Origin of the sequence: Halorhodospira abdelmalekii, assembly GCF_016583625.1 — a bacterium.
Classification (GTDB): domain Bacteria; phylum Pseudomonadota; class Gammaproteobacteria; order Nitrococcales; family Halorhodospiraceae; genus Halorhodospira; species Halorhodospira abdelmalekii.
In genome coordinates, this window is record NZ_NRRN01000039.1 from 1 (window position 1) to 23,495 (window position 23,495).

21 protein-coding genes are annotated in these 23,495 nt (G+C 65.5%); all 21 read left to right on the forward strand.

Going from position 1 to position 23,495, the window contains the following annotated elements; translation table 11 throughout:
- The first annotated feature begins 16 nt into the window (after window positions 1-16).
- The 21 genes from mraZ to trpC all read left to right on the forward strand — a co-directional run bounded on the left by mraZ (window position 17) and on the right by trpC (window position 23,321).
- The gene (gene mraZ, locus CKO15_RS09900; RefSeq protein ID WP_200195682.1) at window positions 17-475 is read left to right on the forward strand and encodes a division/cell wall cluster transcriptional repressor MraZ; all 459 of its coding nucleotides are present in this window, start codon (window positions 17-19) and stop codon (window positions 473-475) included.
- 43 nt (window positions 476-518) lie between these two features.
- Complete coding sequence (gene rsmH / locus CKO15_RS09905; protein WP_200195684.1) at window positions 519-1,508, forward strand: 16S rRNA (cytosine(1402)-N(4))-methyltransferase RsmH; 990 nt, start codon at window positions 519-521, stop codon at window positions 1,506-1,508.
- Complete coding sequence (gene ftsL / locus CKO15_RS09910; RefSeq protein ID WP_200195686.1) at window positions 1,505-1,777, forward strand: cell division protein FtsL; 273 nt, start codon at window positions 1,505-1,507, stop codon at window positions 1,775-1,777. Before rsmH ends, ftsL begins: the two co-directional genes overlap by 4 nt.
- 75 nt (window positions 1,778-1,852) lie before the next feature.
- Window positions 1,853-3,535, forward strand: a complete 1,683-nt coding sequence (locus CKO15_RS09915) for a peptidoglycan D,D-transpeptidase FtsI family protein (RefSeq protein ID WP_200195688.1) — start codon at window positions 1,853-1,855, stop codon at window positions 3,533-3,535.
- Window positions 3,536-3,543: 8 nt separating this feature from the next.
- A complete protein-coding gene (locus tag CKO15_RS09920) occupies window positions 3,544-5,292 on the forward strand; it encodes a Mur ligase family protein (protein WP_207124044.1) in 1,749 nt (582 codons plus the stop codon).
- Window positions 5,292-6,797: a UDP-N-acetylmuramoyl-tripeptide--D-alanyl-D-alanine ligase gene (locus CKO15_RS09925; RefSeq protein WP_200195692.1), complete on the forward strand. Its 1,506-nt coding sequence runs from the start codon at window positions 5,292-5,294 to the stop codon at window positions 6,795-6,797. Before CKO15_RS09920 ends, CKO15_RS09925 begins: the two co-directional genes overlap by 1 nt.
- Before the next feature lie 19 nt (window positions 6,798-6,816).
- Complete coding sequence (gene mraY, locus CKO15_RS09930; RefSeq protein WP_200195731.1) at window positions 6,817-7,884, forward strand: phospho-N-acetylmuramoyl-pentapeptide-transferase; 1,068 nt, start codon at window positions 6,817-6,819, stop codon at window positions 7,882-7,884.
- 2 nt (window positions 7,885-7,886) lie between these two features.
- A complete protein-coding gene (murD, locus tag CKO15_RS09935) occupies window positions 7,887-9,278 on the forward strand; it encodes a UDP-N-acetylmuramoyl-L-alanine--D-glutamate ligase (protein WP_200195694.1) in 1,392 nt (463 codons plus the stop codon).
- A complete protein-coding gene (ftsW, locus tag CKO15_RS09940) occupies window positions 9,271-10,458 on the forward strand; it encodes a putative lipid II flippase FtsW (protein WP_200195696.1) in 1,188 nt (395 codons plus the stop codon). The genes murD and ftsW overlap by 8 nt, the downstream gene beginning before the upstream one ends.
- Window positions 10,455-11,537 carry an undecaprenyldiphospho-muramoylpentapeptide beta-N-acetylglucosaminyltransferase gene (gene murG, locus CKO15_RS09945; protein ID WP_200195698.1) on the forward strand — a complete coding sequence of 361 codons (1,083 nt, stop codon included), beginning with the start codon at window positions 10,455-10,457 and terminating at the stop codon, window positions 11,535-11,537. Before ftsW ends, murG begins: the two co-directional genes overlap by 4 nt.
- Window positions 11,534-13,015: a UDP-N-acetylmuramate--L-alanine ligase gene (murC, locus tag CKO15_RS09950; protein WP_200195700.1), complete on the forward strand. Its 1,482-nt coding sequence runs from the start codon at window positions 11,534-11,536 to the stop codon at window positions 13,013-13,015. Before murG ends, murC begins: the two co-directional genes overlap by 4 nt.
- Window positions 13,012-13,944 carry a D-alanine--D-alanine ligase gene (locus CKO15_RS09955; RefSeq protein WP_274600140.1) on the forward strand — a complete coding sequence of 311 codons (933 nt, stop codon included), beginning with the start codon at window positions 13,012-13,014 and terminating at the stop codon, window positions 13,942-13,944. Before murC ends, CKO15_RS09955 begins: the two co-directional genes overlap by 4 nt.
- A complete protein-coding gene (locus CKO15_RS09960; RefSeq protein WP_200195702.1) occupies window positions 13,941-14,765 on the forward strand; it encodes a cell division protein FtsQ/DivIB in 825 nt (274 codons plus the stop codon). The genes CKO15_RS09955 and CKO15_RS09960 overlap by 4 nt, the downstream gene beginning before the upstream one ends.
- Before the next feature lie 14 nt (window positions 14,766-14,779).
- Window positions 14,780-16,021 (forward strand): cell division protein FtsA, encoded by a 1,242-nt coding sequence (ftsA, locus tag CKO15_RS09965; protein WP_200195704.1) that lies wholly within the window; start codon window positions 14,780-14,782, stop codon window positions 16,019-16,021.
- 86 nt (window positions 16,022-16,107) lie between these two features.
- Window positions 16,108-17,259: a cell division protein FtsZ gene (ftsZ, locus tag CKO15_RS09970; protein ID WP_200195706.1), complete on the forward strand. Its 1,152-nt coding sequence runs from the start codon at window positions 16,108-16,110 to the stop codon at window positions 17,257-17,259.
- A 382-nt stretch (window positions 17,260-17,641) separates the two neighbouring features.
- On the forward strand, window positions 17,642-18,544 hold the full coding sequence (lpxC, locus tag CKO15_RS09975; protein ID WP_200195708.1) for a UDP-3-O-acyl-N-acetylglucosamine deacetylase: 903 nt from the start codon (window positions 17,642-17,644) through the stop codon (window positions 18,542-18,544).
- 86 nt (window positions 18,545-18,630) lie between these two features.
- Window positions 18,631-19,311, forward strand: coding sequence for a phosphoglycolate phosphatase (locus CKO15_RS09980; RefSeq protein WP_242464709.1), 681 nt, complete (start codon window positions 18,631-18,633; stop codon window positions 19,309-19,311).
- A 13-nt stretch (window positions 19,312-19,324) separates the two neighbouring features.
- On the forward strand, window positions 19,325-20,803 hold the full coding sequence (gene trpE, locus CKO15_RS09985) for an anthranilate synthase component I (protein WP_200195712.1): 1,479 nt from the start codon (window positions 19,325-19,327) through the stop codon (window positions 20,801-20,803).
- The gene (locus tag CKO15_RS09990) at window positions 20,803-21,411 is read left to right on the forward strand and encodes an anthranilate synthase component II (RefSeq protein ID WP_200195714.1); all 609 of its coding nucleotides are present in this window, start codon (window positions 20,803-20,805) and stop codon (window positions 21,409-21,411) included. Before trpE ends, CKO15_RS09990 begins: the two co-directional genes overlap by 1 nt.
- 15 nt (window positions 21,412-21,426) lie before the next feature.
- Complete coding sequence (trpD, locus tag CKO15_RS09995) at window positions 21,427-22,449, forward strand: anthranilate phosphoribosyltransferase (protein ID WP_200195715.1); 1,023 nt, start codon at window positions 21,427-21,429, stop codon at window positions 22,447-22,449.
- 95 nt (window positions 22,450-22,544) lie between these two features.
- Complete coding sequence (gene trpC, locus CKO15_RS10000; RefSeq protein WP_338036043.1) at window positions 22,545-23,321, forward strand: indole-3-glycerol phosphate synthase TrpC; 777 nt, start codon at window positions 22,545-22,547, stop codon at window positions 23,319-23,321.
- The last annotated feature ends 174 nt before the right edge of the window (window positions 23,322-23,495 follow it).

Genomic DNA, 23,495 nt, shown 5'->3' on the forward strand with positions numbered 1-23,495 from the left:
GCCCTAAGGGGGGGTGGTGTTTCGGGGTGTAAGCCAGCTCAGCTTGGACGCTAAGGGCCGTTTGGCCCTCCCGGCGAGGTTTCGGGATCGGCTCCTGGGCCATTGCGAAGGCGAGCTGGTGACGACAATCGACTATCGTGATCGCTGCCTGGTCCTCTATCCGTTACCGGAGTGGGAGCGGATTGAACGCAAATTGATCGCTTTGCCGGATCTTCAGGAGGGGGCAAAGCGCCTTAAACGATTGCTGATTGGCCACGCTCAAGAGATGCAGGTCGATGGCAGTGGCCGGGTGCTCGTGCCGCAGCCACTGCGCGAGTACGCCGGTCTGAGTAAGCGGGTCGTGCTAATCGGTCAGGGAAATAAGTTGGAGCTGTGGGATGAGGCGGTGTGGGAGCAGCAACGGATGCAGTGGCTTGAAGAGGCGGCGGCCGCGGAGCTCCATCTGCCAGAAGCACTTGAGCATTTGGCGTTGTGAGCGGCGATGCTGCGGTGCCTCGCGGCTGTGAGGGGTGATCCAAATGGGTGCGGTCGTGCAAGAGAAAGAGCGTGAGGCTGCTGGGCCGTCTTCCCGGAGAGCCGGCAATGGCGGGCACGCGCCGGTGCTTTTGGATGCGGTATTGGAGGGGTTGGCGCCGCGCGCGGAGGGGCTTTACGTCGATGCGACCTACGGGCGTGGCGGTCACGCACAAGCTCTCTTCCGTGCCCTTGGCCGCGGGGAGCTGATAGTCGCCGACCGTGATCCGGAGGCGATCGCTCACGCCCGCCACCACTTCGCCGATCGGCCGCGTTGCCACGTCGTGCAGGCGCGCCTGGGTGAGTTGCCGGAGGTTCTGCAGTCCCGCGGGTGGGCGGGGCGAGTCGCCGGAGTGCTGGTCGATCTTGGCGTCTCATCGCCGCAGCTCGATGATGCCGTGCGGGGCTTCTCTTTTCGGCACGATGGTCCGCTCGATATGCGCATGGACCCGGAGTCCGGAATCTCCGCAGCCGAACTGTTACAGCAGCTCTCGCAGCGCGAGCTGGCGCGCATTCTTCGCCGCTACGGCGAGGAGCCGCAGGCCGGGCGGATCGCGCGAGCGGTTGTCGCAGCTCGCGAGGCTGGTGCGCCGCCGCTGCGCACTCGTGATTTGGTCGCGCTGATCGAAGAGGCCGGGGTACGCGGCACCCCGGGGCGACACGCCGCGACCCGGACCTTCCAAGCCTTGCGGATTGCGGTAAACGACGAGCTTGGCGAGCTCGAACGCTTCTTGGCTGGGGTTATCGAGCTGCTTGAGCCTGGAGGGCGTCTGGCGGTGATCGCCTTCCACTCGCTGGAAGATCGCCTGGTTAAGCGTTTTATCCGCGATGCTTCACGGGTCGGTGATTTGCCACCCTCGGTGCCCGTCGTCCCGGTGGATCTGCGGCCGCGGCTGCGTCCGCTCGGGCGGGCCCGGCGCGCGGATGTTGCCGAAGTGGCGGCCAATCCAAGATCGCGCAGCGCAGTGCTGCGCCTTGCTGAGCGCCTGTCGTGAATGCGCAGCAGTGGGCTGTAGTGTGGCTCGTTACAGGGGTCGTAATCAGTGGCCTGGGACTGGTCCTGGTGCAGCATGAACGGCGGATGGCCTTTGTCGAGTTGCAAGCGGAGATTGAACGCGGTGACGAACTGCGCGAGGAGTGGAGCATGTTGCAGCTTGAGATCGGCGCTTGGGCGGGGCACAGCCGTTTGGAGCGGGTCGCGCGCGATGAATTACAGATGCAGTTCCCTGAACACGGTGAGGTCGTCATCCTGGAGCGCCGATGAGAGGGCAGGTGTGTGAGGCGAGTTAGGCGTCGCAGGGCGAGCAAAGGGCAGAGCTCAACGCCACCGTGGTGGCGGTTGGCGACTGTCAGTGCAGTGGTTGTAGCTGTGGCCCTGGCGGTCGTCGGTCGGGCTTTCGACCTGCAGGTGCTCAATCGCGACTTTTTGCTTGATGAGGCCGACGCCCGACACCTGCGCACGGTGGCCATCCCGGCGCATCGCGGGATGGTCACCGACCGTCACGGCGTGCCACTGGCTGTTAGCTCGCCGGTCTTTTCGGCCTGGGCGCATCCCGGAGAGCTGCTTGAGCATCGCGGGCGCATCCCGGAGTTGGCTGCCGTACTTGAGCGCGATCCACAGGAGCTCTACCGCTTTCTCGAACAGCGCGCCGAGCGCGAGTTCGTCTACTTGCGGCGTCACATGCCGCCAGCCATGAGCGAGCGCGTTCGCAGCTTAGAGACTCCCGGGGTGCAGTTGCAGCGTGAATTGCGCCGCTTCTATCCGAGTGGCCAGGTTACGGCTCAGTTGCTCGGGGTGACCGACATCGATGGTCACGGGCTTGAGGGCGTTGAGCGAACCTATAACCACCTGCTCCGCGGTGAGAGTGGGGCGAAGCGCGTTCTACGGGATCGTCTCGGGCGTGTTGTCGAGGATGTCGAGCTCATTCGCGAGCCGCGCCCGGGGCAGGACGTTGCGCTTTCGATCGATCGGGATATCCAGTATCTGGCCTACCGTGAGCTCAAGCGTGCGGTGCGTCGCCATCGGGCGGTTGCCGGTTCGGTCGTCGTCCTCGACGTGCGCACCGGCGAGGTGTTAGCTGCCGCCAGTCAGCCTTCGTACAATCCGCATCAGCGCGCGACCATGGAGCCCGAGGCGCGGCGCAACCGGGTCTTCGCCAACGCCTACGAGCCGGGCTCCGTCATCAAGCCCCTTACCGTAGCGGCCGCCTTGCGCAGCGGCGCGCTGAACGCAACAGCGACCTTCGATACCGCCCCGGGGACGATGCGGGTCGGGCGCCACACGGTACGCGACATCCTCGACTACGGTGAGCTCGACGTTACGGGGATCATCCAAAAGTCGAGCAACGTCGGTGCGGCCAAGATCGCGTTACTCACGGAGCCGCGTGATCTATGGCAGGTCTTCGAAGACTTCGGCTTTGGGGCGACGACGCACGTCGGTTTGGCCGGTGAGAGTGCTGGCTATCTCGATCCGGCCCCGCCGCGTGGGCAGGTGGCGCGTGCGACCTGGTCCTACGGCTACGGGATGTCAGCGACCCCACTGCAGATCGCCCGGGCCTACGCCGCCTTAGCGAATGACGGGATGATGTATCCGGTCTCGTTGCTGCGCCGTGACGAGCCGCCTTCGGGGCACCGGGTGCTCGAGGCTCAGCTCGCCGGCGAGATTCGGCACATGCTCGAGGCGGTGGTCGAACCGGGCGGAACGGGGTTGCGCGCCCGGGTGCCGGGCTATCGAGTTGCCGGGAAGACTGGGACGGTGCGTAAAGCGCAGGCCGGTGGTTACCGTGAGGACGCCTACGTCGCGATGTTTGCCGGCTATGCACCGGCGACCCGGCCGCGGATCGCCATCGCCGTCGTGATCGATCAGCCCGGTGGGGAGTTCTACTACGGTGGACAGGTCGCTGCACCGGTCTTTGCCGAGGTCGCCGCCGGTGCGCTGCGGGTGCTGAACGTGCGGCCTGACGGTCACGAGGAGCGGCCGACTCAGTCGGGCCGTGTATTGGCCGCCGGGGGTGAGCAGTGAGCGCGGTGATGCAGTCGGCACCGGCGGTCACCCTGGCGCAGCTGCTCGCGCCGTGGTCTGCTGGCGCTACTGCAGAGGGCAGCGAGGGTGGCGATACGGGAGCGGCGCTATGCCCGATTAGCGGGGTTTGTAGCGACAGCCGACACGCTGCCCCGGGAATGCTCTTTGCTGCGCTTGCCGGTGGCGATCGACACGGTTTGGCTTACGCCGAGGCGGCGCTCGCCGCCGGGGTGGTTGCCATCGTCTGGGAGCCGGTGGCGGCTGATTCCCCCGAACATGCGACGGTTGACCGCTTGGCTGCACGCGTGGCCGAGCAGGCGCGGCGGCGTGGCGTACCGATGCGCCCGGTGGTGCGGCTGAGCGAGTGCATCGGGCGGCTGGCCGCGCGCTGCTACGGTGAGCCCTCACACGCCTTAACCGTAGTGGCGGTGACCGGCACCGATGGCAAGAGCTCTGTAGCCCACTTCGTCGCCCAACTCCTCGGCGAGACGCCGTTGACCAGTGCGGCGCCGGCCCCCTGGGGCGTGATCGGTACCTTGGGCTACGGGGGCTTGCGGCAGTTGCAGCCGAGCCCCTTGACGACCCCCGATGCCGCCCGCCTGCAGGCGATGTTGGCTGAGCTGCGCGCGGCCGGATGCACCGGAGTGGCCCTGGAGGCCTCGTCGCACGCCTTGGCACAGGGGCGCTTGCAGGGAACTGCGGTCGATGTAGCGGTGCTGACCCACCTCGGTCGTGATCATCTCGACTACCACGGTTCGCTAGACGCCTACGCAGCTGCCAAGCGTCGCCTCTTCGAGCGTCCCGAGCTGCGGGCGCGCGTGCTCAATCTCGACGATGCCCTCGGCCGCCAGCTCGCTGCAAGCGCACCGGGTCCAGTCGTGACCTATAGCGTGGTCGATGGCGCAAGCCGTGATATGGCCCGTGATACGGCCCGTGATACGGCCAGTGATATGGCCAGTGACAACGCCAGCACTATGGCGAGGGCGAGTCGTATGGCTTCCGGAGCGGCCAACGGTGCAAGCGCTGTCACGGACGCTTGCATGGCTGATCCAGCCGAATTAGCCGAGTTGGCCGATCTGCGTGCGCAGGTGAGCCCCAGTCGCCCGGGCGATCGCGGGTTGGCGCTGACGGTACTAACCAAATCACTGCAACAGCGCATCGAGGTGCCGCTGCTCGGTCGTTTTCAGGCGGCCAACCTGCTCGCCGCGATCGCAACAGGAGTGGCCCTTGGATATCCGCTTAAGGCGCTGCTGAGCCGGTTGCCGCGGCTGCAGGCGGTGCCCGGGCGGCTTGAGCCCTTCGGCGGCGGCGAGCAACCGCTGGTCATCGTCGACTATGCACACACCCCCGGTGCCCTAGAACAGGCGCTGCGAGCGGCGCGCGAGCACTGCGCCGGGCGCCTCTACGTCGTCTTCGGCTGCGGAGGTGAACGTGATACCGGCAAGCGCCCGCTGATGGGGGCAATAGCGGCGCGCAACGCCGATGTAGTTGTGATCACCGACGACAACCCGCGGCGTGAGGAGGCTGCGGCGATTCGCACGGAGATCGCCGCCGGGTGCACAGCGGTGACGCCGCAGCTGATTGCCGGCCGGGGCGAGGCGATCGAGTGGGCGATCACACAGGCTGAGCGCGGCGATGTTGTGCTGATCGCCGGCAAGGGGCACGAGCAAGTCCAGGAGATCGACGGTCTCCGTCGGCCTTTTTCCGATCGTGAGTGGGTCGAGCGGTTGCTTGCAGCAGTGGGGAGGGAAGCCTGATGCTGCCGTGCACCCTGCAGCAGCTTACTGAGTGGCTGTCGGTCCCGCTCTCTGGTGGTCAGCCTGGGTGCGGCGATCGACTCGTGCATGGGGTCGCGCTCGATAGCCGCGAGGTCGAGCCTGGGATGCTCTTCGTCGCCCTGCGCGGGGCGCACGTCGACGGTCACGACTACGCCGCCGACGCTGCCGCCCGCGGCGCCGTTGCGATGCTCGGTCAGCGTCCGGTTGAGGCGCTGCCAACCCTACTGGTTGACGATCCGCTGAACGCCCTGACGACGCTTGGACGGCGTTGCCGGGCCGGCAGTTCGGCGCAGGTGGTGGCGCTGACCGGGAGCAACGGCAAGACGACGGTCAAGGAGCTTTTGGCTGCGATGCTGGTCCAACGGGGGCCGACTTTGGCAACCGCCGGCAATCGCAACAACCACCTTGGTTTGCCTCAGACCCTATGCCGTCTGCGCGCCGAACACCGCTTTGCCGTGCTCGAGATGGGGGCCAATCACGCCGGTGAGATCGGCGAATTGGCGGCCATCGCAGAGCCGCATGTCGGCATCGTGACCAACGCCGGCCCGGCCCACTTAGAGGGCTTCGGGTCGCTGCGTGGGGTGGCAACGGCGAAAGGCGAGCTCTTTAGTGCGCTACCGGCGGCAGGGGCGGCGGTCATCAACACCGACGATACCTACGCCGATCTTTGGCACGAACTGGCGCGACACGTTGAGCGGCGGGTGACCTTCGGTACCCATTCCGTGGCCGATCTGCGCTACCGGGGCGCCGGTCCAAGCTTAGAGCTGTGGCTTGCCGAGCGCTGGCGGGCAACGCCGACGCCGCTGCTCGGCGCCCATAACGCTGCGAACGCCGCCGCTGCCGCCGCCGCGGCGACCCTCTGTGGGGTCTCTGCGGACGAGATCGCACAGGCGCTGGCCGCAGCGAGTGCCCCGCCCGGGCGGCTGCAGCTGCGCCATGGCCGTACCTGTCGCTGGGTCATTGATGATAGCTACAACGCCAACCCGGCGAGCCTGCAGGCCGGGCTCGAGGTGTTGTGCGAGCTTGCTAGCGCGCCCGGCGGGGTGGACGGAACCGGTCGACGAGGCGAAACGGATCAAGCGGGCAGGACGGGTGAGGCGGGGCAGCCGTGGCTACTGCTCGGGACGATGGCCGAGCTCGGTGAGCAGACGGCGGATTGGCATCGCCGCGCCGGTGAGCAGGCACGCGCCGCCGGGGTGGCCCATCTGTGGTGTGTGGGCGAGATCGCCGCTGCCGCCGCCGACGCCTTCGGAGCCGGGGGGCGGGTCTTCGCCGATGTGGCCAGTCTGGCACAGGCCTGCCAAGACGAGGTGCCTGCCGACGCGGTGGTGCTGATCAAGGGGTCGCGTGCGGCGGCTATGGAGCGACTCGTTGCCGTATTGGCTGATGAGCCAGCGGGTGAGTCGACCAGTATGGGGTCCAGGCCGGGGGCCAGAATGGGGCCGGTGGCCAGAACGGAGTCCGGCATAGGAGAGGAGAGCTAAGGTGCTTTACCATCTGGCGATGGCGCTGGAGGCGTATATCTCTGCACTGAACGTCTTCCAGTACATCACATTTCGGACCATCCTCGGCGTGTTGACCGCGCTCGGTATCGCCTTGCTGATCGGTCCGGCGGTGATCCAGCGCTTGGTACTGCACCAGGTCGGTCAGCAGGTGCGCGACGATGGGCCGCAGACCCATCTAGAGAAGGCGGGCACACCGACGATGGGCGGGGCGTTGATCCTGGTTGCCATCGCCGTCTCGACACTGCTCTGGGCCGATCTAAGCAACCGCTTCGTTTGGGTGGCCTTGCTGGTGACCCTTGCCTTTGGCTTGATTGGTGGGGTCGACGACTTCCTTAAACTCTCGCGCGGCAACAGTCAGGGGCTGCGGGCCCGGGATAAGTTTCTGCTGCAGGTGGTGGCGGCCCTGGGGGCGGGTGCCTTCCTCTACATGACGGCACAAGATCCGGTCGAGACGAGCCTGGTGCTGCCGCTCTTTAAGGACTGGATTATACCGCTGGGAGCGTTCGGCTTCCTGCTGTTGACCACACTGGTTATCGTCGGCAGCTCGAATGCGGTGAATCTGACCGATGGCCTCGATGGCCTAGCGATCATGCCTACCGTCTTGGTGGCCAGTGGCCTGGCCGTCTTTGCCTACGCCTCTGGGCACCACGTCTTCGCCGAATACCTCGGTATCCCATCGGTCCACGGCGTCGGTGAATTGGTGATCTTCTGCGGGGCGATCGTCGGCGCCGGTCTCGGTTTTCTGTGGTACAACACCTACCCGGCACAGGTCTTTATGGGCGACGTTGGGGCGCTCTCGCTCGGGGCTGCGCTGGGAGTGATCGCGGTCTCGGTGCGTCAAGAGATCGTGCTCTTTGTCATGGGCGGGATCTTCGTCTTAGAGACGCTCTCGGTCATGATCCAGGTGCTCTCGTATAAATTGACAGGGCGGCGCGTCTTTCGCATGGCGCCGCTACACCACCACTACGAACTCCAAGGGTGGCCAGAGCCGCGCGTGATCGTGCGGTTCTGGATTGTGACCGTGGTGTTGGTATTAATCGGCTTGGCCTTTCTAAAGGTGCGCTAATCATGGAATCAGGTGCGATGACAGGCCATAAGCGGTATACCACGGTCGCCGGGCTCGGTGCGACCGGGTTGGCCTGTGTTCGTCACTTGCGCCGTCAGGGGGTGCCGGTTGTCGTCGTCGATAGCCGCGAGCGGCCGCCGCAGCTCTCTGCCCTGCAGGCTGAGCACCCCGAGGTGCCGGTCGTGCTCGGGGGGTTAGACGGCGAGGTGCTGCGCGCTGCCGAGCGGATAGTGATCAGCCCCGGGCTCGATTCTCGGCAACCGCCCTTTGCGCAGCTGCAAGCCGCCGGGCAGCCGATCTGCGGTGAGCTCGAACTCTTCGCTGCGGCGGTACCGGAGGGGGTGACGGTCGCGGCAGTGACCGGTTCGAATGGCAAGAGCACAGTAGTGACCCTCGTTGCTGAGATGGCGCGAGCTGCAGGTCGCCGCGTCGCCGTCGGCGGCAACCTGGGGACGCCGACGCTCGATCTGCTCGCTGCTGACCCAGTCGCCGATCTCTTCGTCCTTGAGGTCTCCAGCTTCCAGCTTGAGGCGTGCCCAGCCTTTTGTCCGCAGATTGGTGCGGTGCTCAACGTTAGCCCCGATCACCTCGATCGCTACGACGGCATCGAGGCGTATACGGCCGCTAAGGCGCGCCTGCTTGAGGGGGTCGAGGTCGCAATCATCAACGCCGACGACCCACGGGTGCGGCGGATGGGCGAGACTGCCCGCTCGCGGCGCTATTTTAGCGTTGCCGGTGTTCACGGCGGCACCGTTGGGCCGGCCAGCGACTACGCAACGCGCACCATCGACGGCGAGCCCAGCCTCTCTCTGGACGGCGAGGCGCGCCTAGCGGTGCGTGAACTGGCGCTGACGGGTGTGGTGGGGCAGGCCAACGCCTTAGCTGCGATGGCAGTGGCCGATGCCTGCGAGCTGCCTATCGCTGCGCAACAGGCCGTGCTGCGCCGCTTCCGCGGACTGCCACACCGGATGGAGCGGATCGGTGAGTGGCACGAGGTGGCGTGGATTAACGACTCCAAGGCGACCAACGTCGGAGCGGCGGTGGCGGCCCTAGCCGGGGTCGGTCGCCCGGCGGTCTTGATTGCCGGGGGGCAGGGTAAGGGGGGCGATTTCCGCCCGCTGGCCGAGGCGTGTGAACGCTACGCGCGTGCCGTCATCTTGATCGGTGAGGATGCTTCGGCGATTGAGGCGGCACTCGCCGGGCGCGTGCCGACCGAGTGCGCCAGCGGAATGGAACAGGCGGTCGTGCAGGCGGCCGCGCGTGCGCAGCCCGGTGACTGCGTGCTGTTAGCCCCTGCTTGTGCCAGCTTTGATGCCTTCAGCGGCTTCGAGCAGCGCGGGGCACGTTTTCGTCAAGCGGTGCTCGACGTGGTTGGGGAGGTGATGCATGGCTGAGCGGCTCTCCACAGCGTGGCCGCTGCAGCAGCAGTGGGTGCCGTGGGCGCTCATTGATCAGCGTCTGTTGTGGGTCGTCGTCGCGGCTACTCTGCTCGGTCTAGTGATGATGGCCTCGGCCTCGGTCTCGCTTGGGCAGCAGATCATGGGCGATCCGCTCTTCTACTTTAAGCGCCAGGCTCTCTTCGTCTTGCTCGCTGCGGCTGTGGCCTTCACGGTGTTGCAGGTGCCGCTGCAGCTCTGGGAGCGGAGCGGAGTGTGGCTGCTGCTGCTAGCCATCGCGCTGCTGATCCTGGTGCTGATCCCCGGCGTGGGGCGTGAGGTCAATGGTGCGGTGCGCTGGATCCCTCTCGGGGTGATCAATCTGCAGGTAGCTGAACCGGCGAAGCTACTTTTGTCGCTCTATGTGGCTGGCTACCTAGTGCGCCGCGGGGAGTGGCTGCGCACCTCCATGACGGCCTTCCTGGTGCCGGTGGCCATTGCCGCATTGTGTGCCTTTTTACTGTTGCGGCAGCCCGATTTCGGGACCGCCTTGCTGCTCATGGGTCTGGTGATGACGCTGCTCTTTCTTGCTGGGGCGCCGCTGTGGCGCTTTTTGGTCTTGGCAGCGGGGCTGGTAGCGGTGGCGGTGATGCTGGTGCTCTACTCGCCCTATCGTTGGCAGCGGGTCACCGCCTTTATGGATCCGTGGTCGGATCCCTTCCACACCGGCTTTCAGTTGACCCAGTCGCTCATTGCCATCGGTCGCGGTGAGTGGCTCGGTGTCGGTTTGGGCGGCAGTGTGCAAAAGTTATTTTATCTGCCCGAAGCGCACACCGACTTCGTCTTTTCGGTCTTGGCTGAGGAGATCGGCCTAGTCGGTGTGCTTGCGGTTATCGCGCTGTTTGCCTTCTTGACCCTCTATGCACTGCGCTTGGGCTGGCAGTGTCATCGCTATCGCCTGCACTTTGCCGGCTACATCGCATGGGCGGCGGGTTTGGCGATCGGCATGCAGGCATTCATCAACATGGGAGTGGCGACCGGATTGCTGCCGACAAAGGGGCTGACACTGCCCTTTTTTAGCTATGGCGGTAGCAGTGCGTTGGTCACTGGAGCCTTTGTCGGCCTGCTGCTGCGCGCCGGCTGTGAGTTGGCCTATGCGCGGGCCGAAGGGCAACGTCCTGAGGAGGAGAGGCATTGAGTAAACCGATTGTAGCCATCGCCGCCGGTGGTACCGGCGGGCACGTCTACCCGGGTTTGGCGGTCGCTGAGGTGCTTCGCGAGCGTGGTTGTGAGGTGTTGTGGATCGGTACCCAGCACGGTTTGGAGGCGCGGGTGGTGCCACAGCGCCAGATCGCCTTTGAGGCACTGGAGGTGCGAGGGCTGCGTGGCAAGGGGTTGGGCGCCAAGCTGGCTGCACCGTGGCGCTTATGGAAGGCGATGAGTGCGGCGGGTCGGCTGTTGGCAGAGCGACAGCCGGCTGCACTGCTGGGGATGGGGGGCTATCTGAGCGGTCCAGTGGCACTTGCGGCGCGCCGGTGCGGGGTGCCGTTGCTGATCCATGAGCAAAATGCCGTCGCCGGATTGACCAACCGCATACTCGCTCCGCTCTGTCGCCGGGTCTTGACCGGCTTTCCCGATGTGCTCGGCAGTCGCGGCGAGTGGGTCGGTAATCCGGTGCGAGCCGAGGTGATCCGGATTCCGCCGCCGGAGCAGCGCTATGCGCGTCGTCAGGGACCGCCGCGACTGCTTGTACTGGGGGGCAGCCAGGGGGCGTTGATGCTCAATCGAGCGGTGCCGGAGGCCTTGTCACAGTGGCCGACCGATCTGCCGCCGCCGCGTGTGGTCCATCAGGCCGGCGAGCAGACCATCGACGAGGCCGTGCAGCGCTATCACCGTGCCGGCATAGAGGCCGAGGTGGTCCCCTTTATCGAAGATATGGCCGGGGCCTATGAGTGGGCCGATCTGGTGGTGGCGCGCGCCGGGGCGCTGTCGGTTTCCGAACTGGCGGTCGCAGGCGTCCCCTCGGTGCTGGTGCCGCTGCCGTGGGCGGCCGACGACCATCAGCGCTTCAATGCCGAGATGCTGGGTCGGGTCGGCGGTGCCCGGGTGTTGCCGCAGGCGGCGGTTATCAATGGGCAGTTGACGAAGCTATTGCCGCAGTTGGTCGGCGATCGACAGCGCTTAGAGCTGCAGCGCATGGGTGAGGCAGCGCGCTCAGTGGCCGTGACCGATGCCGCCGAACGGGTCGCCGAGGCCTGCCTGGAGGTCTGTCGATGAGTGAGCCGGTTGCCGCCTCGCTGCCGCGTTTTGGCTCCCCGGTGGCCGGGCCGGCCCGGCTCGGACGGGTGCGGCGGTTGCACTTCGTCGGGATCGGCGGGGCGGGTATGGGCGGTATTGCCGAGGTGCTGCACAACCTTGGCTTTGTCGTCAGCGGTTCCGATCTGCGCTGCGGAGCGATGGTCGAGCGCCTGCAGGCGTTGGGGGTGACGGTGAGTGTGGGGCACGCTGCGGAGCACGTTGCACAGGCCGACGCGGTCGTGGTCTCAAGCGCGATCAGCGATGACAATCCGGAGCTGTTCGCTGCGCGGCAGCGCCGCCTGCCGGTGGTGCCGCGGGCGGAGATGTTGGCCGAGCTGATGCGTTTTCGCCACGGGATCGCTGTCGCCGGCACCCACGGCAAGACGACGACGACCTCACTGCTGGCCAGTTGTCTGGCCGAAGGGGGGGTTGATCCGACCTTTGTGATTGGCGGGCGGTTGGTCAGTGCCGGCGCCCATGCCCGGCTCGGTAGCGGTCCCTATCTGGTCGCCGAGGCCGACGAGAGTGACGCTTCGTTCCTCCATCTAAAACCGGTCATGGCGGCGGTGACCAACATTGATGCCGATCACTTGGGCGCTTACGGTGGCGACTTTTCTTGCTTGCGCCGCGCCTTCGCGGAATTTCTCCACCATTTGCCCTTTTACGGTTTGGCGGTGCTCTGCATTGACGACCCGGAACTGCGCCGGCTGCGCGAGGAGATCGGTCGTCCGGTGTTGACTTACGGCTTTGCCGAAGAGGCCGATGTGCGGGCCGAGGCGGTGGTGGCGTGCGGACGGCGGACGCGCTTTAGCGTGCGCGAGCCCGATGGTGGGCGAATGGATATCGAGCTCAATCTGCCGGGACGGCACAACGTGCTGAATGCGACCGCGGCGATCGCCCTGGCGCGGGAGCTTGGGGTCGAACGCGAGGCGATTCAGACGGCGCTGGCTGAATTTGCCGGGATCGGGCGCCGCTTCCAGATCTACGGGGCGTTACCGTTGGCCTCCGGAACGGCGCTATTGGTCGATGACTATGCGCACCATCCGCGTGAGTTGGAAGCGACCCTTGAGGCGGCCCGTGCGGCGTGGCCCGATCGACGCTTGGTGGTGATCTTTCAGCCGCATCGCTACAGCCGCACGCGCGAGCTGTTCGACGACTTTGCGCGGGTGTTGGCGGCGACCGATGCCTTGATCTTGACCGAGGTCTACGCCGCCGGCGAGGCGCCTCTGCCCGGGGCGGACGGACGCGCCCTGGCAGCAGCAGTGCGTGATCGCGCTGCGGTCCAGCCGGTCTTTGCCGCGACCCTGGAGGAGATTCCGCAGTTGCTCGCCCGGCAGTTGCGTGGCGACGACGTGGTACTCACCCTGGGGGCGGGAAGCATCGGCGGCTTGCCGGCGCAGCTGATGGCCCGGATGCCCGGGCGGGCCGGGGGGAGCGCAGGGGAGAGTGACCGATGAGCGAGCAGCGGCAGCAAGCGGATAAACGTGCTACGGCACAACTGCGCGGTCCGATCGCCGTGCTGCTAGGGGGAGCTTCGGCGGAGCGGGAGATCTCGCTGCGCAGCGGTGCGGCGGTGCTGGCCGCGCTGCAGCGGCGCGGCTACGCGGCTGTTGCCTTCGATCCGCAGGAGCAGCCGTTGGAGCGGTTACGTGGCTATGCGTGCGCGTTTATTGCGATGCACGGACGAGGCGGTGAGGACGGCACGCTGCAAGGGGCCTTGGAGCAGTTCGGAGTTCCTTATACCGGTAGCGGGGTGCTTGGGTCGGCGCTGGCCATGGATAAGTATCGCTGCAAGCGGCTATGGCAAGGCTGTGGGTTGCCAACGCCGGCCGGTCAGCTGCTGACTGATCCGGATGAGCCGTGTGCGCTCCCCTTTCCGGTGATCGTTAAGCCAGCGCACGAGGGTTCGAGTCTCGGCATGACGCGGGTCGAGCAGCCAGCGGCGCTACCGGCGGCATGGCGGACGGCGGCGGCCTACGACCGGCAGGTGTTGGTTGAGCAGTGGATCAGTGGTGAAGAGTATACAGTCGCGCTGTTGGGAGAGCGCGCACTGCCCTCGATTCGGTTGGAGACCTCGCACGATTTTTTCGATTTCGATGCCAAATATCGCGCTACAGATACCAAACATCACTGCCCGAGCGGCCTGGATGCCGCCGCCGAGGCCGAGCTGGCGACGCTCGCTCGGGAGGCCTTCTACGCCCTAGGGGCACGGGGGTGGGGGCGGGTCGATGTGATGCGCGATAGCGCCGGTGGTTGGTGGTTGCTCGAGGTCAATACGATTCCCGGCATGACCGACCACTCGTTGGTGCCGATTGCCGCAGCGCAAGCGGGGATCGGTTTCGATGAGCTGGTCGAACACATCCTGCTTGGAGCGGTCTCGCCATGAGCCGTGCGGCGGATTGGAGCGACCTGCTGGGGCGCGGCCGTGCCCGGAGACGCCGCTCGCAGTCGGGCCGCGGTGAGCGGTCTGCTTCAGCGGCTACTGCCGGAGGCGGCTCGGGGGGCTGGCGCGGCTGGGCTGTTAGCTTGACGCTGGCGGGATTGCTGGTTGCGGTATTGGCCAGCGTGCTGTGGACTTTGGAGGAGGGGCGACTGCTGCCGCTGGAGCGCGTGCAACTGCTCGAAGCCCCACAGCGCACGGACGGTCACGAGATCAGCGCGGCTTTAGCCCCGCACTTGCACCGGAGCCTAGTGGGGGTCGATACCCGCGGCGCCCAGCGGGCGCTTGAGGCGTTGCCGTGGGTTCGCCAGGCGCAGGTGCGACGGGTGTGGCCGAGCCGCTTGGAAGTGGCCCTTGAGGAGCGAGAGGCCCTGGGGGTATGGGGGGAAGGGGCGTTGATCGATCGCGAAGGGGAGGTCTTCGAGCCGAATCCGGCGACTTTTCCGGAGGCGTTGCCGCACTTGAGCGGCCCCCCGGAGAGCGCCGAACAGATGGCCCGTGCTTACCGGCACATTGAGTCGTTGCTGGCGCGGGAAGGTTTGCAGGTGCGGGTGTTGCGCCTCTCCCCTCGAGGCTCCTGGCGCGCCGAACTGGATGGCGGGATCGAGTTGGCACTCGGGCGTGAGCAGCCGTTGGAACGGGTAGCGCGCTTTGTCGATGTGTTGCCGGAGCTCACGGCTCACAGCGAAGCCCGGATGCAGCGCGTTGACCTGCGCTATCCCAACGGTTTTGCCGTAGCATGGGCGGCAGCGAACGGATCAGACTAAGCGCGGAGCAGATCATGGTGCGGAAAACAGAAGAGAACCTCTTGGTAGGGCTCGATATCGGCACCTCAAAGGTGGTGGCGATCGTCGGGGAGGTCAAAGAGGACGGTGATTTGGAGGTCATCGGTGTCGGCAGCCATCCCTCGCATGGACTAAAAAAGGGAGTCGTGGTCAATATCGACTCGACCGTGCAGTCGATTCAGCGCGCAGTCGAGGAGGCCGAGTTGATGGCCGGGTGCGAGATTCACTCGGTCTATGTCGGGATCTCCGGCAGTCACATTCGCAGTCTCAACTCGCACGGCATGGTAGCGATTCGCGATAAGGAGGTCCGTGTCGCTGACCTAGAACGTGTGCTCGATGGGGCGAAGGCGGTGGCTATCCCCGCTGATCAGCAGATCATCCACATCATCCCGCAGGAGTTTGTCATCGATAACCAGGAGGGGATTCGCGAGCCGCTCGGTATGTCCGGGGTGCGTCTTGAGGCGCGGGTGCACATGGTGACCGGTGCTGTCTCGGCAGCGGAGAATATCACCAAGTGCGTGCGCCGTTGCGCCCTTGAGGTTGACGATATTGTCTTGCAGCAACTGGCAGCCAGCCACGCCGTGCTTAGCGACGATGAGAAGGAACTCGGCGTCTGTCTGGTCGATATCGGCGGCGGCACCACCGATATCGCCATCTTTACCGGCGGGGCGATCCGGCATACCGCGGTGATCCCGATCGCCGGCCACCAGGTGACCAACGATATCGCGGTGGCGCTACGCACCCCGACCCATCACGCCGAGGATATCAAGGTGCGTTACGCCTGTGCCCTCTCGCAGTTGGCCAATCCGGAGGAGAGTATCGAGGTGCCGTCGGTGGGCGATCGGCCGCCGCGGCGCTTATCGCGCCAGTCGTTAGCCTCAGTGGTGCAGCCGCGTTACGAGGAGCTGCTGGCGCTGGTCCAGGCGGAGCTGCGTAAGAGTGGTTTTGAGGATCTGATTCCCGCCGGTGTGGTGTTGACCGGGGGGAGTTCCAAGATGGAGGGGGTGGGGGATTTGGCCGAGGAGGTCTTTCATCTGCCGGTGCGCATCGGTGTGCCCAAGTACGTTACTGGACTCTCCGACGTGGTTCGCAATCCGATCTACTCGACCGGGGTCGGATTGTTAGCCTTCGGGGCGCGCAATCGCGGTTCTGGAATTTTTCAGCTGCTCGGCGGCGAGGCGCCGGGCAAGGGGGCGCTGTGGGGGCGAATGAAAAGCTGGTTTAAAGGCAATCTGTAGGTGAGGCCAGGATCCTGGGCGCAGAGGGCCGAATCTTTATTTATCTTTATTTATTGGGTAACACGAAAATTTTAGGAGGTCATACCATGTTCGAGCTCATGGATACCCAGAGTCAGAACGCGGTCATCAAAGTCATCGGTGTCGGTGGTGGCGGTGGCAACGCAGTGCAACACATGGTGACTGCCGAAGTCGAGGGCGTCGACTTCATTTACGCCAACACCGATGCTCAGGCGCTGGCTAATGCTACGGCGGGGGCAACGGTGCAGTTGGGCTCCGGGGTCACTAAGGGCCTGGGGGCCGGGGCCGATCCGCAGACCGGCCGTGATGCCGCCGAAGAGTCGCGTGGGCGCATTCAGGAAGTGCTGCAAGGCGCCGATATGGTCTTTATCACCGCCGGCATGGGCGGCGGTACGGGCACGGGGGCCGCCCCAGTGGTTGCCGAGGTGGCTCGTGAGATGGGCGTGTTGGCGGTGGCTGTTGTCACCAAGCCCTTCCCCTTCGAGGGTGGCAAGCGCATGAGCATCGCCGAGGCGGGGATTAAAGAGTTGGAGCAGCGCGTCGACTCATTGATCACCATTCCGAACGAGCGACTGCTGCCGGTGCTCGGTAAGAACCTGACGCTGCTTGATGCCTTCAAGGCAGCGAACGACGTGCTGCTCGGCGCGGTGCGTGGCATCGCCGAGTTGATCACGCGGCCGGGGCTGATCAACGTCGACTTTGCCGACGTGCGAACCGTGATGGCCGAGATGGGGATGGCGGTCATGGGCAATGGAGTGGCCTCGGGCGAGGGGCGTGCCCGAGAGGCGGCCGATCGAGCGATTGCCTGCCCGCTGCTCGAAGATTTCAACTTGGCGGGGGCCAACGGTATCTTGGTCAATGTGACGGGTGGTTACAATCTCTCGATTGGTGAGTTCGATGAGGTCGGTAACGCCGTGCGCGAGTACGCCTCGGAGGACGCTACGGTGGTGGTCGGTGCGGTCATCGACCCAGATCTCGAGAACGAGCTGCGGGTGACGGTGGTGGCGACCGGTCTCGGGGCCGCACCGCGGGCGGCCGTGGCCCCGACAGCGAGGGAGGCCGGCGTGCGCAAGCCGAGTGGCGAGGTCGACTATGCCCAGCTCGACCGGCCGACGGTCATTCGCCAGAAGGCTGCCAATGAGCGTGGCCGCGAACCCGACCCGGAGGGCGATATGGAGTATCTCGATATTCCGGCCTTCCTGCGCCGCCAGGCCGACTGAAGCGAGCGCCGAGAACCCCCCAGGAGCGGTAGAGGGGTGCTGCTCGGGGGGTGTCGTCTCGGTGGGTGTCTCGGTGGCTCGGGCTGCTTGCAGGGTGTAGGCGGCCGCGCGGGCTGGAAGAAGGCTTCCAGAAAACACTCGGGATGACGCGAACAAGATCGCCAATCGAGCGAGCCATGGGGTGGGCGCGAGGGTGGCTGCGGGAAAATTGTTGCGCCGCAGTATACATTGGAGTCTTTTTACACTAAAATGACAGCCCTTCGTGCCGATACATAGGGCGAGGAGAGTGCCGCCCGGTTGCGCCGGTCGGGCTCCACCGGCCTTACCCAGAAGCCATCGGCGGGAGGCTGGCATCGTAACCTAAGCGGGGAGCCGAGCAGGCATGATCTGTCAACGTACACTGAAGAACAGCATTCGCGCGACCGGAGTCGGGCTGCACACGGGCGAAAAGGTCTACCTGACCTTGCGTCCGGCCCCAGCGAATACCGGCATTGTCTTCCGGCGCACGGATCTCGACTTCGAAATCAAGGCGACCGCGACCGCGGTCGGGGATACGCGCTTATCGACCTGCCTCGTACAGGATGGGGTGCGGGTCGCTACCGTTGAACACCTGCTGTCGGCCCTCGCTGGCCTCGGTATCGACAACTGCTACGTCGATCTTTCGGCTGCCGAGGTGCCGATCATGGACGGCAGTGCGGCACCTTTCGTCTTTTTGATCCGTTCGGCCGGAATCAAGGAGCAAGAAGCGCCGAAGCGTTTCGTGCGTATTCTTGAGCCGGTGCAGGTGGTCGATGAGGATAAGTGGGTCGGTTTCGAGCCCTTCGAGGGCTTCAAGGTCAGTTTTACCATCGACTTCGATCACCCAGTCTTCCTGAAGGAGTACGCCCGAGCGGTGGTCGATTTCTCCTCGACCTCTTTCGTCAAGGAGGTCAGTCGTGCGCGTACCTTCGGCTTTATGAAGGAGATCGAGGCGCTGCGGGCGTCGCACTTAGCCCTCGGCGGCAGTCTCGATAACGCCATTGTCGTCGACGACTACCGTGTCCTCAACGAAGATGGGCTGCGCTATCGCGATGAGTTCGTCAAGCACAAGATCCTCGATGCCATCGGCGACCTCTATCTGCTCGGAAGCAGCTTAATCGGCGCGTTCCACGGCCACAAATCGGGGCACGCCCTCAATAACCGTCTGCTGCGCAAACTGCTTGAGCACGAGCACGCCTGGGAAGAGGTGACCTTCGAGGAGGCCGAGGCGCTACCGATCGCCTACGATCAGCCGGTACTGGTCTAGCTTCCTCTAGATCAGCTCTTGCGGGTTCGTCTTGCCTGTGTGGTGGGGGAGCAGGTAGAGTAGCCCTCTTTGCGGCCGAGTTGGACATGCTGAAGACCCGCCCCCACGCCGTGCTCTTCGATCTCGATGGGACGCTCGTCGACAGCGCTCCCGATCTCGCTGCGGCGGTCAACGCCGTGCTGCGTGAGCGCGGCGCGGCAACGGTCGATGTCGAGAGGGTGCGTGGCTGGGTCGGCAATGGTGCACGTCGTCTGATCGCCCGGGCGCTGACCGGCGAGGAGTCCGCCGACCCTCCAGCGGCCGAGTGGAACGCCGCCCTGGAGCGCTTCTTCACCCTCTACAGCGAACGCCTCTACGTCGATAGCCGCCCCTATCCGGGGGTGGTCGAGGGCGTTGCGGCGTTGCATGCGCTCGGCCTCCCGCTGGCGGTGGTCACCAATAAACCCCGACGCTTTGCTGAACCGATCTTGACCCACATGGGTCTGCGCGAGCAGATCGCCGTGGTCGTCGGCGGCGAGTGTGTCGCGGCGCGCAAACCCGACCCGCTGCCGCTGCACTGGGCGCTGGAGCAACTCGGGCTGCCTGGCGCTCCGGCCTGGATGGTCGGTGATTCGGCAACCGACGTCGCCGCAGCGCGCGCTGCAGGGATGCCGGTGATCTGTGTGCCGTACGGCTATCGGCGTGGGGTGGCCGTTGAGCAGTTGGGTGCCGACGCCGTAATCGGGCGCTTAACGGAACTGACGACGCTCCTTCGGGAGGCCGCCTGATGAAGGTAAGCCGATGAGAGAACAAGAGTTTCAAGCTCTGTCTGAAGCCGGATACACGCGCATTCCGCTGATCCGCGAGGTCCTTGCCGACTTAGAGACGCCGCTATCGACCTATCTGAAGTTGGCCGGCGGGCCGCGCTCCTTTCTCCTTGAGTCGGTCGAAGGGGGCGAGAAGTGGGGGCGCTACTCGATTCTCGGGTTGCCGGCGCGCACCGAGGTCGCCGTCTACGGGCGCCGGGTCGAGATGCGCCGCGACGGTCATCTTGTGGAGCAGGTTGAGGTGAACGATCCGTTGGCCTGGATCGAGGCCCTACAGCACCGCTACCGCGCCGCTCCGCCTTCCGGCTTTCCGCAGATGCCGCGCTTTCTCGGCGGGCTGGTCGGCTACTTTGGTTACGATACGGTACGCTACATTGAGCCGCGGTTGGCCGCAACGGTGCCGCCGGACGAGCTCGGTCTGCCGGATATCTATCTGGTCGAGGCCGAAGAGGTGGTGGTCTTCGATAATCTGGCCGGACGCCTCTACCTCGTGGTCCACTGCGACCCGCGTGAGCCGCGCGCCTACGAGACGGCACTGGCACGTCTGGAGGGGTTGGCTGAGCGGCTTAACGAGCCGTTGTCGCGCGATTGGCAGAAGCCGGTTGCCCCCAGTATGCGCCGAGAGCCGCGCTCGAACTTCACCGAATCCGGCTATGCACAGGCGGTCGAGCGCATCCGCGATTACATCGTCGCCGGTGACGTCATGCAAGTCGTCCCGTCGCAGCGCATGTCGATGCCCTTTAAGGCCGCTCCGCTCGATCTCTACCGCGCGCTGCGCTGTACCAACCCCTCACCCTATATGTACTTTCTCGATTGCGGCGAGTTTCAGGTCGTCGGCTCCTCGCCGGAGATCCTGGTGCGCTTGGAAGAGGGCGAGGTGACGGTGCGGCCGATCGCCGGCACCCGCAAGCGTGGGGCGACCGAGGCGCGCGATCGTGAGCTCGAAGAGGAACTGCTCGCCGACCCGAAGGAGATCGCCGAGCACGTGATGTTGATCGATCTCGGTCGCAACGACGTCGGCCGGGTCGCTGAGAGCGGCACTGTGCGCCTGACCGAGCGCATGGTCATCGAGCGCTATTCGCAGGTGATGCACATCGTCTCGAACGTCGTCGGTCGGTTGCGCCCGGGTCTTGGGCCGATGGATGTGCTGCGGGCGACCTTCCCAGCCGGCACCGTCAGCGGCGCACCGAAGATCCGCGCGATGGAGATCATCGACGAGGTCGAGCCGGTGAAGCGTGGCATCTACGCCGGCGCCGTCGGCTATCTTTCGTGGTCCGGGAATATGGATACCGCGATTGCGATCCGGACCGCCGTGGTGCAGAACGAGCGGGTCTACGTGCAGGCGGGTGGCGGTGTCGTCGCCGACTCGGTGGCGAAGTTGGAGTGGAAAGAGACCTTGAATAAGGGGCGGGCGCTGCTGCGCGCGGTCGAGATGGCCGAGGACGGTTTGTAATGATCTTGATGATCGACAACTACGACTCCTTTACCTGGAACTTGGTTCAGTATCTGGGAGAGCTGGGGGCGCGGGTTGAGGTGGTGCGTAACGACGAGATCACGATTGCCGAGGTGCGCCGCCTGAATCCGGAGCGCATCGTGATCTCACCGGGGCCGTGCACACCGAACGAGGCGGGGATCTCCCTAGAGGTCGTCTCGGCGCTGGCCGGTGAGGTGCCGATTCTCGGGGTCTGCTTGGGCCACCAGGCGATCGGCCAGGCCTTCGGCGCGAAGGTCGTGCGCGCCCGCGAGGTCATGCACGGTAAGACCTCGCCGGTTCGTCACCGCGGGCAGGGTGTCTTTGCCAGCTTGCCGGAGCCGCTAGAGGCTACTCGCTATCATTCGTTGGTCCTAGAGCGCGATACGCTGCCGGAGGTGCTTGAGGTGACGGCCTGGACCGAGGGGTCACACGGCGCGGTCGATGAGATCATGGGGGTGCGTCACCGTGAACTACCGATTGAAGGGGTGCAGTTTCACCCAGAGTCGATTCTGAGCGAGGCCGGGCACGATCTGCTGGCCAACTTTCTTGAGCAGCCGCGCTATCGTGTGGGTCAAGCGACAGATTGAACGGGGGAGTGGGCGATGGAGATGCAAGCAGCGATTCGCCGGGTAACCGAAGGCGGCGATTTAAGCGGTGATGAGATGGCGACGGTGATGCGCACCATTATGACCGGTGGGGCGACCCCGGCGCAGATCGGCGGCTTTTTGGTTGGGCTGCGCATGAAGGGCGAGCGCATCGCGGAGATTGCCGCCGCAGCTCAGGTCATGCGTGAGTTGGCCGACCGGGTCGAGGTCGGTGTCGAGGGGGTGCTCGATACCTGTGGCACCGGTGGTGACGCCAGCAACACCTTCAACGTCTCGACTGCAGCGGCCTTCGTGGCCGCGGCCGCGGGGGTGCCGGTGGCCAAGCACGGCAATCGTTCGGTCTCTGGGCGCAGCGGCAGTGCCGATGTATTAGAGGCCGCCGGTGCCAACCTGGAGCTCGATTCGACAGCGCTAGCGCTGTGCATACGCGAAGTCGGGGTCGGGTTTCTCTTCGCCCCGCGTCACCACTCGGCGATGAAGCACGCCGTCGGACCGCGCCGTGAGATGGGGGTGCGCACCCTCTTTAACGTCCTTGGGCCGTTGACCAATCCGGCCGGAGCGAAGCGGCAGCTGCTCGGCGTCTACGCCCCGCAGTGGGTGCGACCGATCGCCGAGGTGTTGCGTGAGCTCGGCAGCGAGCGGGTCGTGGTGGTGCACGCCGAGGACGGCCTGGATGAGATCAGCATCGGTGCGCCGACGCGGGTTGCGGAGCTCATCGATGGGGAGATTCGCGAGTACACCATCAATCCAGCTGAGCTTGGTTTGGCCGCTGCGCCGCTGAGTGAGGTTCAGGTTGCCAGTGCCGAGGAGAGTCTAGCCCGGATGCAGGCGGCCTTTGCCGGTGAGTCCTCACCGGCTGCCGAGTTGATTGCAGCGAACGCCGCCGCAGCGCTCTACGCTGCCGGGCGGGTCGATGGGTTGCCGGCTGGTGTGGAGCAAGCGCGCGAGCTGATGCGCTCCGGGGCGGCCGCGGATGTTTTGGCGCGCTTTGTTGCGCGGACACAGGAGTTGGCGCAGTGAGTGCACAGCAAGGGGCAGCGACACCCGCGACAGCGACTGCTGCAGCGACAGCGGGAACATCAGCAAAACCAGCCACACCGAATCAGGCGCCGGATATCTTGCGTCAGATCCTGCGCCGTAAGGCCGAGGAGGTCAGCGAGCGCGCCGCACGTCGATCGCTGCGTGAGCTTTCAGCGCAAGTGGCCGATTTGCCGCCGCCGCGCGGCTTTCGCGCCGCGTTAGCCGAGACCATCGCAGCTGGACAGGCCGCGGTCATCGCCGAGCTCAAGCGCGCCTCACCGAGCCGCGGTGTGCTGCGGCAGCACTACGATCCACCGGCGATCGCCCAGGCCTATGAGCGCGCCGGAGCCAGCTGCCTCTCGGTGCTCACCGACAGCGACTACTTCGGCGGTCATGAGCGCGATCTTGAGGCCGCCCGCGCCGCTGTCAGCCTACCGGTGCTGCGCAAAGACTTTATCGTCGATACCTATCAGGTCTACGAGACGCGCGCGCTCGGTGCCGACTGCCTGCTGCTGATCGTCGCCGCCCTCGGCGATGCCCAACTGGCCGAGTTGCACGCCTTGGCCGCTGAGCTCGGCCTCGATGTGCTCATCGAGGTCCACGATGCCACCGAGCTTGAGCGGGTGCAGGCGCTTGGTCCCGGTCTGGTCGGGATCAACAACCGCGATTTGCGCACCTTCGTCACCGATCTTGGTACGACCGAGCGGCTCGCTCCTGACGTTCCGCAAGGGGCGCTAACAGTCTGCGAAAGCGGCATCCAGCAGCCGCACGATATCGCCCGCATGCGCGCCGCCGGGGTCCACGCCTTCCTCGTCGGCGAGGCCTTTATGACCGTAGATGACCCCGGCGAGCGGTTGGCAGCGCTCTTCTGATGCCTGTTCTGCCGACGGGGACGCCGACCCTGGGAACGCCGGCCTCCTTGCTGACCCTGAGAACGCCGGCGTCCCGGCCGGCCCTGGGAACGCCGGCGTCCCGGCCGGCATTCTTCTGATAACCGACCCGCCGTCCCCCCACAACAGACCGCAACCGATATTGAATCGAAGGTG

Excerpts from the sequence above, each read along its gene's own strand:
- murD (WP_200195694.1), top strand. The coding sequence starts at position 7,887 with ATGGAATCAGGTGCGATGACAGGCCATAAGCGGTATACCACGGTCGCC.
- ftsA (WP_200195704.1), top strand. The coding sequence starts at position 14,780 with ATGGTGCGGAAAACAGAAGAGAACCTCTTGGTAGGGCTCGATATCGGC.
- ftsW (WP_200195696.1), top strand. The coding sequence starts at position 9,271 with ATGGCTGAGCGGCTCTCCACAGCGTGGCCGCTGCAGCAGCAGTGGGTG.
- CKO15_RS09920 (WP_207124044.1), top strand. The coding sequence starts at position 3,544 with ATGCAGTCGGCACCGGCGGTCACCCTGGCGCAGCTGCTCGCGCCGTGG.
- CKO15_RS09960 (WP_200195702.1), top strand. The coding sequence starts at position 13,941 with ATGAGCCGTGCGGCGGATTGGAGCGACCTGCTGGGGCGCGGCCGTGCC.
- CKO15_RS09980 (WP_242464709.1), top strand. The coding sequence starts at position 18,631 with ATGCTGAAGACCCGCCCCCACGCCGTGCTCTTCGATCTCGATGGGACG.
- CKO15_RS09990 (WP_200195714.1), top strand. The coding sequence starts at position 20,803 with ATGATCTTGATGATCGACAACTACGACTCCTTTACCTGGAACTTGGTT.
- CKO15_RS09925 (WP_200195692.1), top strand. The coding sequence starts at position 5,292 with ATGCTGCCGTGCACCCTGCAGCAGCTTACTGAGTGGCTGTCGGTCCCG.
- ftsZ (WP_200195706.1), top strand. The coding sequence starts at position 16,108 with ATGTTCGAGCTCATGGATACCCAGAGTCAGAACGCGGTCATCAAAGTC.
- lpxC (WP_200195708.1), top strand. The coding sequence starts at position 17,642 with ATGATCTGTCAACGTACACTGAAGAACAGCATTCGCGCGACCGGAGTC.
- mraY (WP_200195731.1), top strand. The coding sequence starts at position 6,817 with ATGGCGCTGGAGGCGTATATCTCTGCACTGAACGTCTTCCAGTACATC.
- CKO15_RS09955 (WP_274600140.1), top strand. The coding sequence starts at position 13,012 with ATGAGCGAGCAGCGGCAGCAAGCGGATAAACGTGCTACGGCACAACTG.
- trpD (WP_200195715.1), top strand. The coding sequence starts at position 21,427 with ATGGAGATGCAAGCAGCGATTCGCCGGGTAACCGAAGGCGGCGATTTA.
- murC (WP_200195700.1), top strand. The coding sequence starts at position 11,534 with ATGAGTGAGCCGGTTGCCGCCTCGCTGCCGCGTTTTGGCTCCCCGGTG.
- trpE (WP_200195712.1), top strand. The coding sequence starts at position 19,325 with ATGAGAGAACAAGAGTTTCAAGCTCTGTCTGAAGCCGGATACACGCGC.
- rsmH (WP_200195684.1), top strand. The coding sequence starts at position 519 with ATGGGTGCGGTCGTGCAAGAGAAAGAGCGTGAGGCTGCTGGGCCGTCT.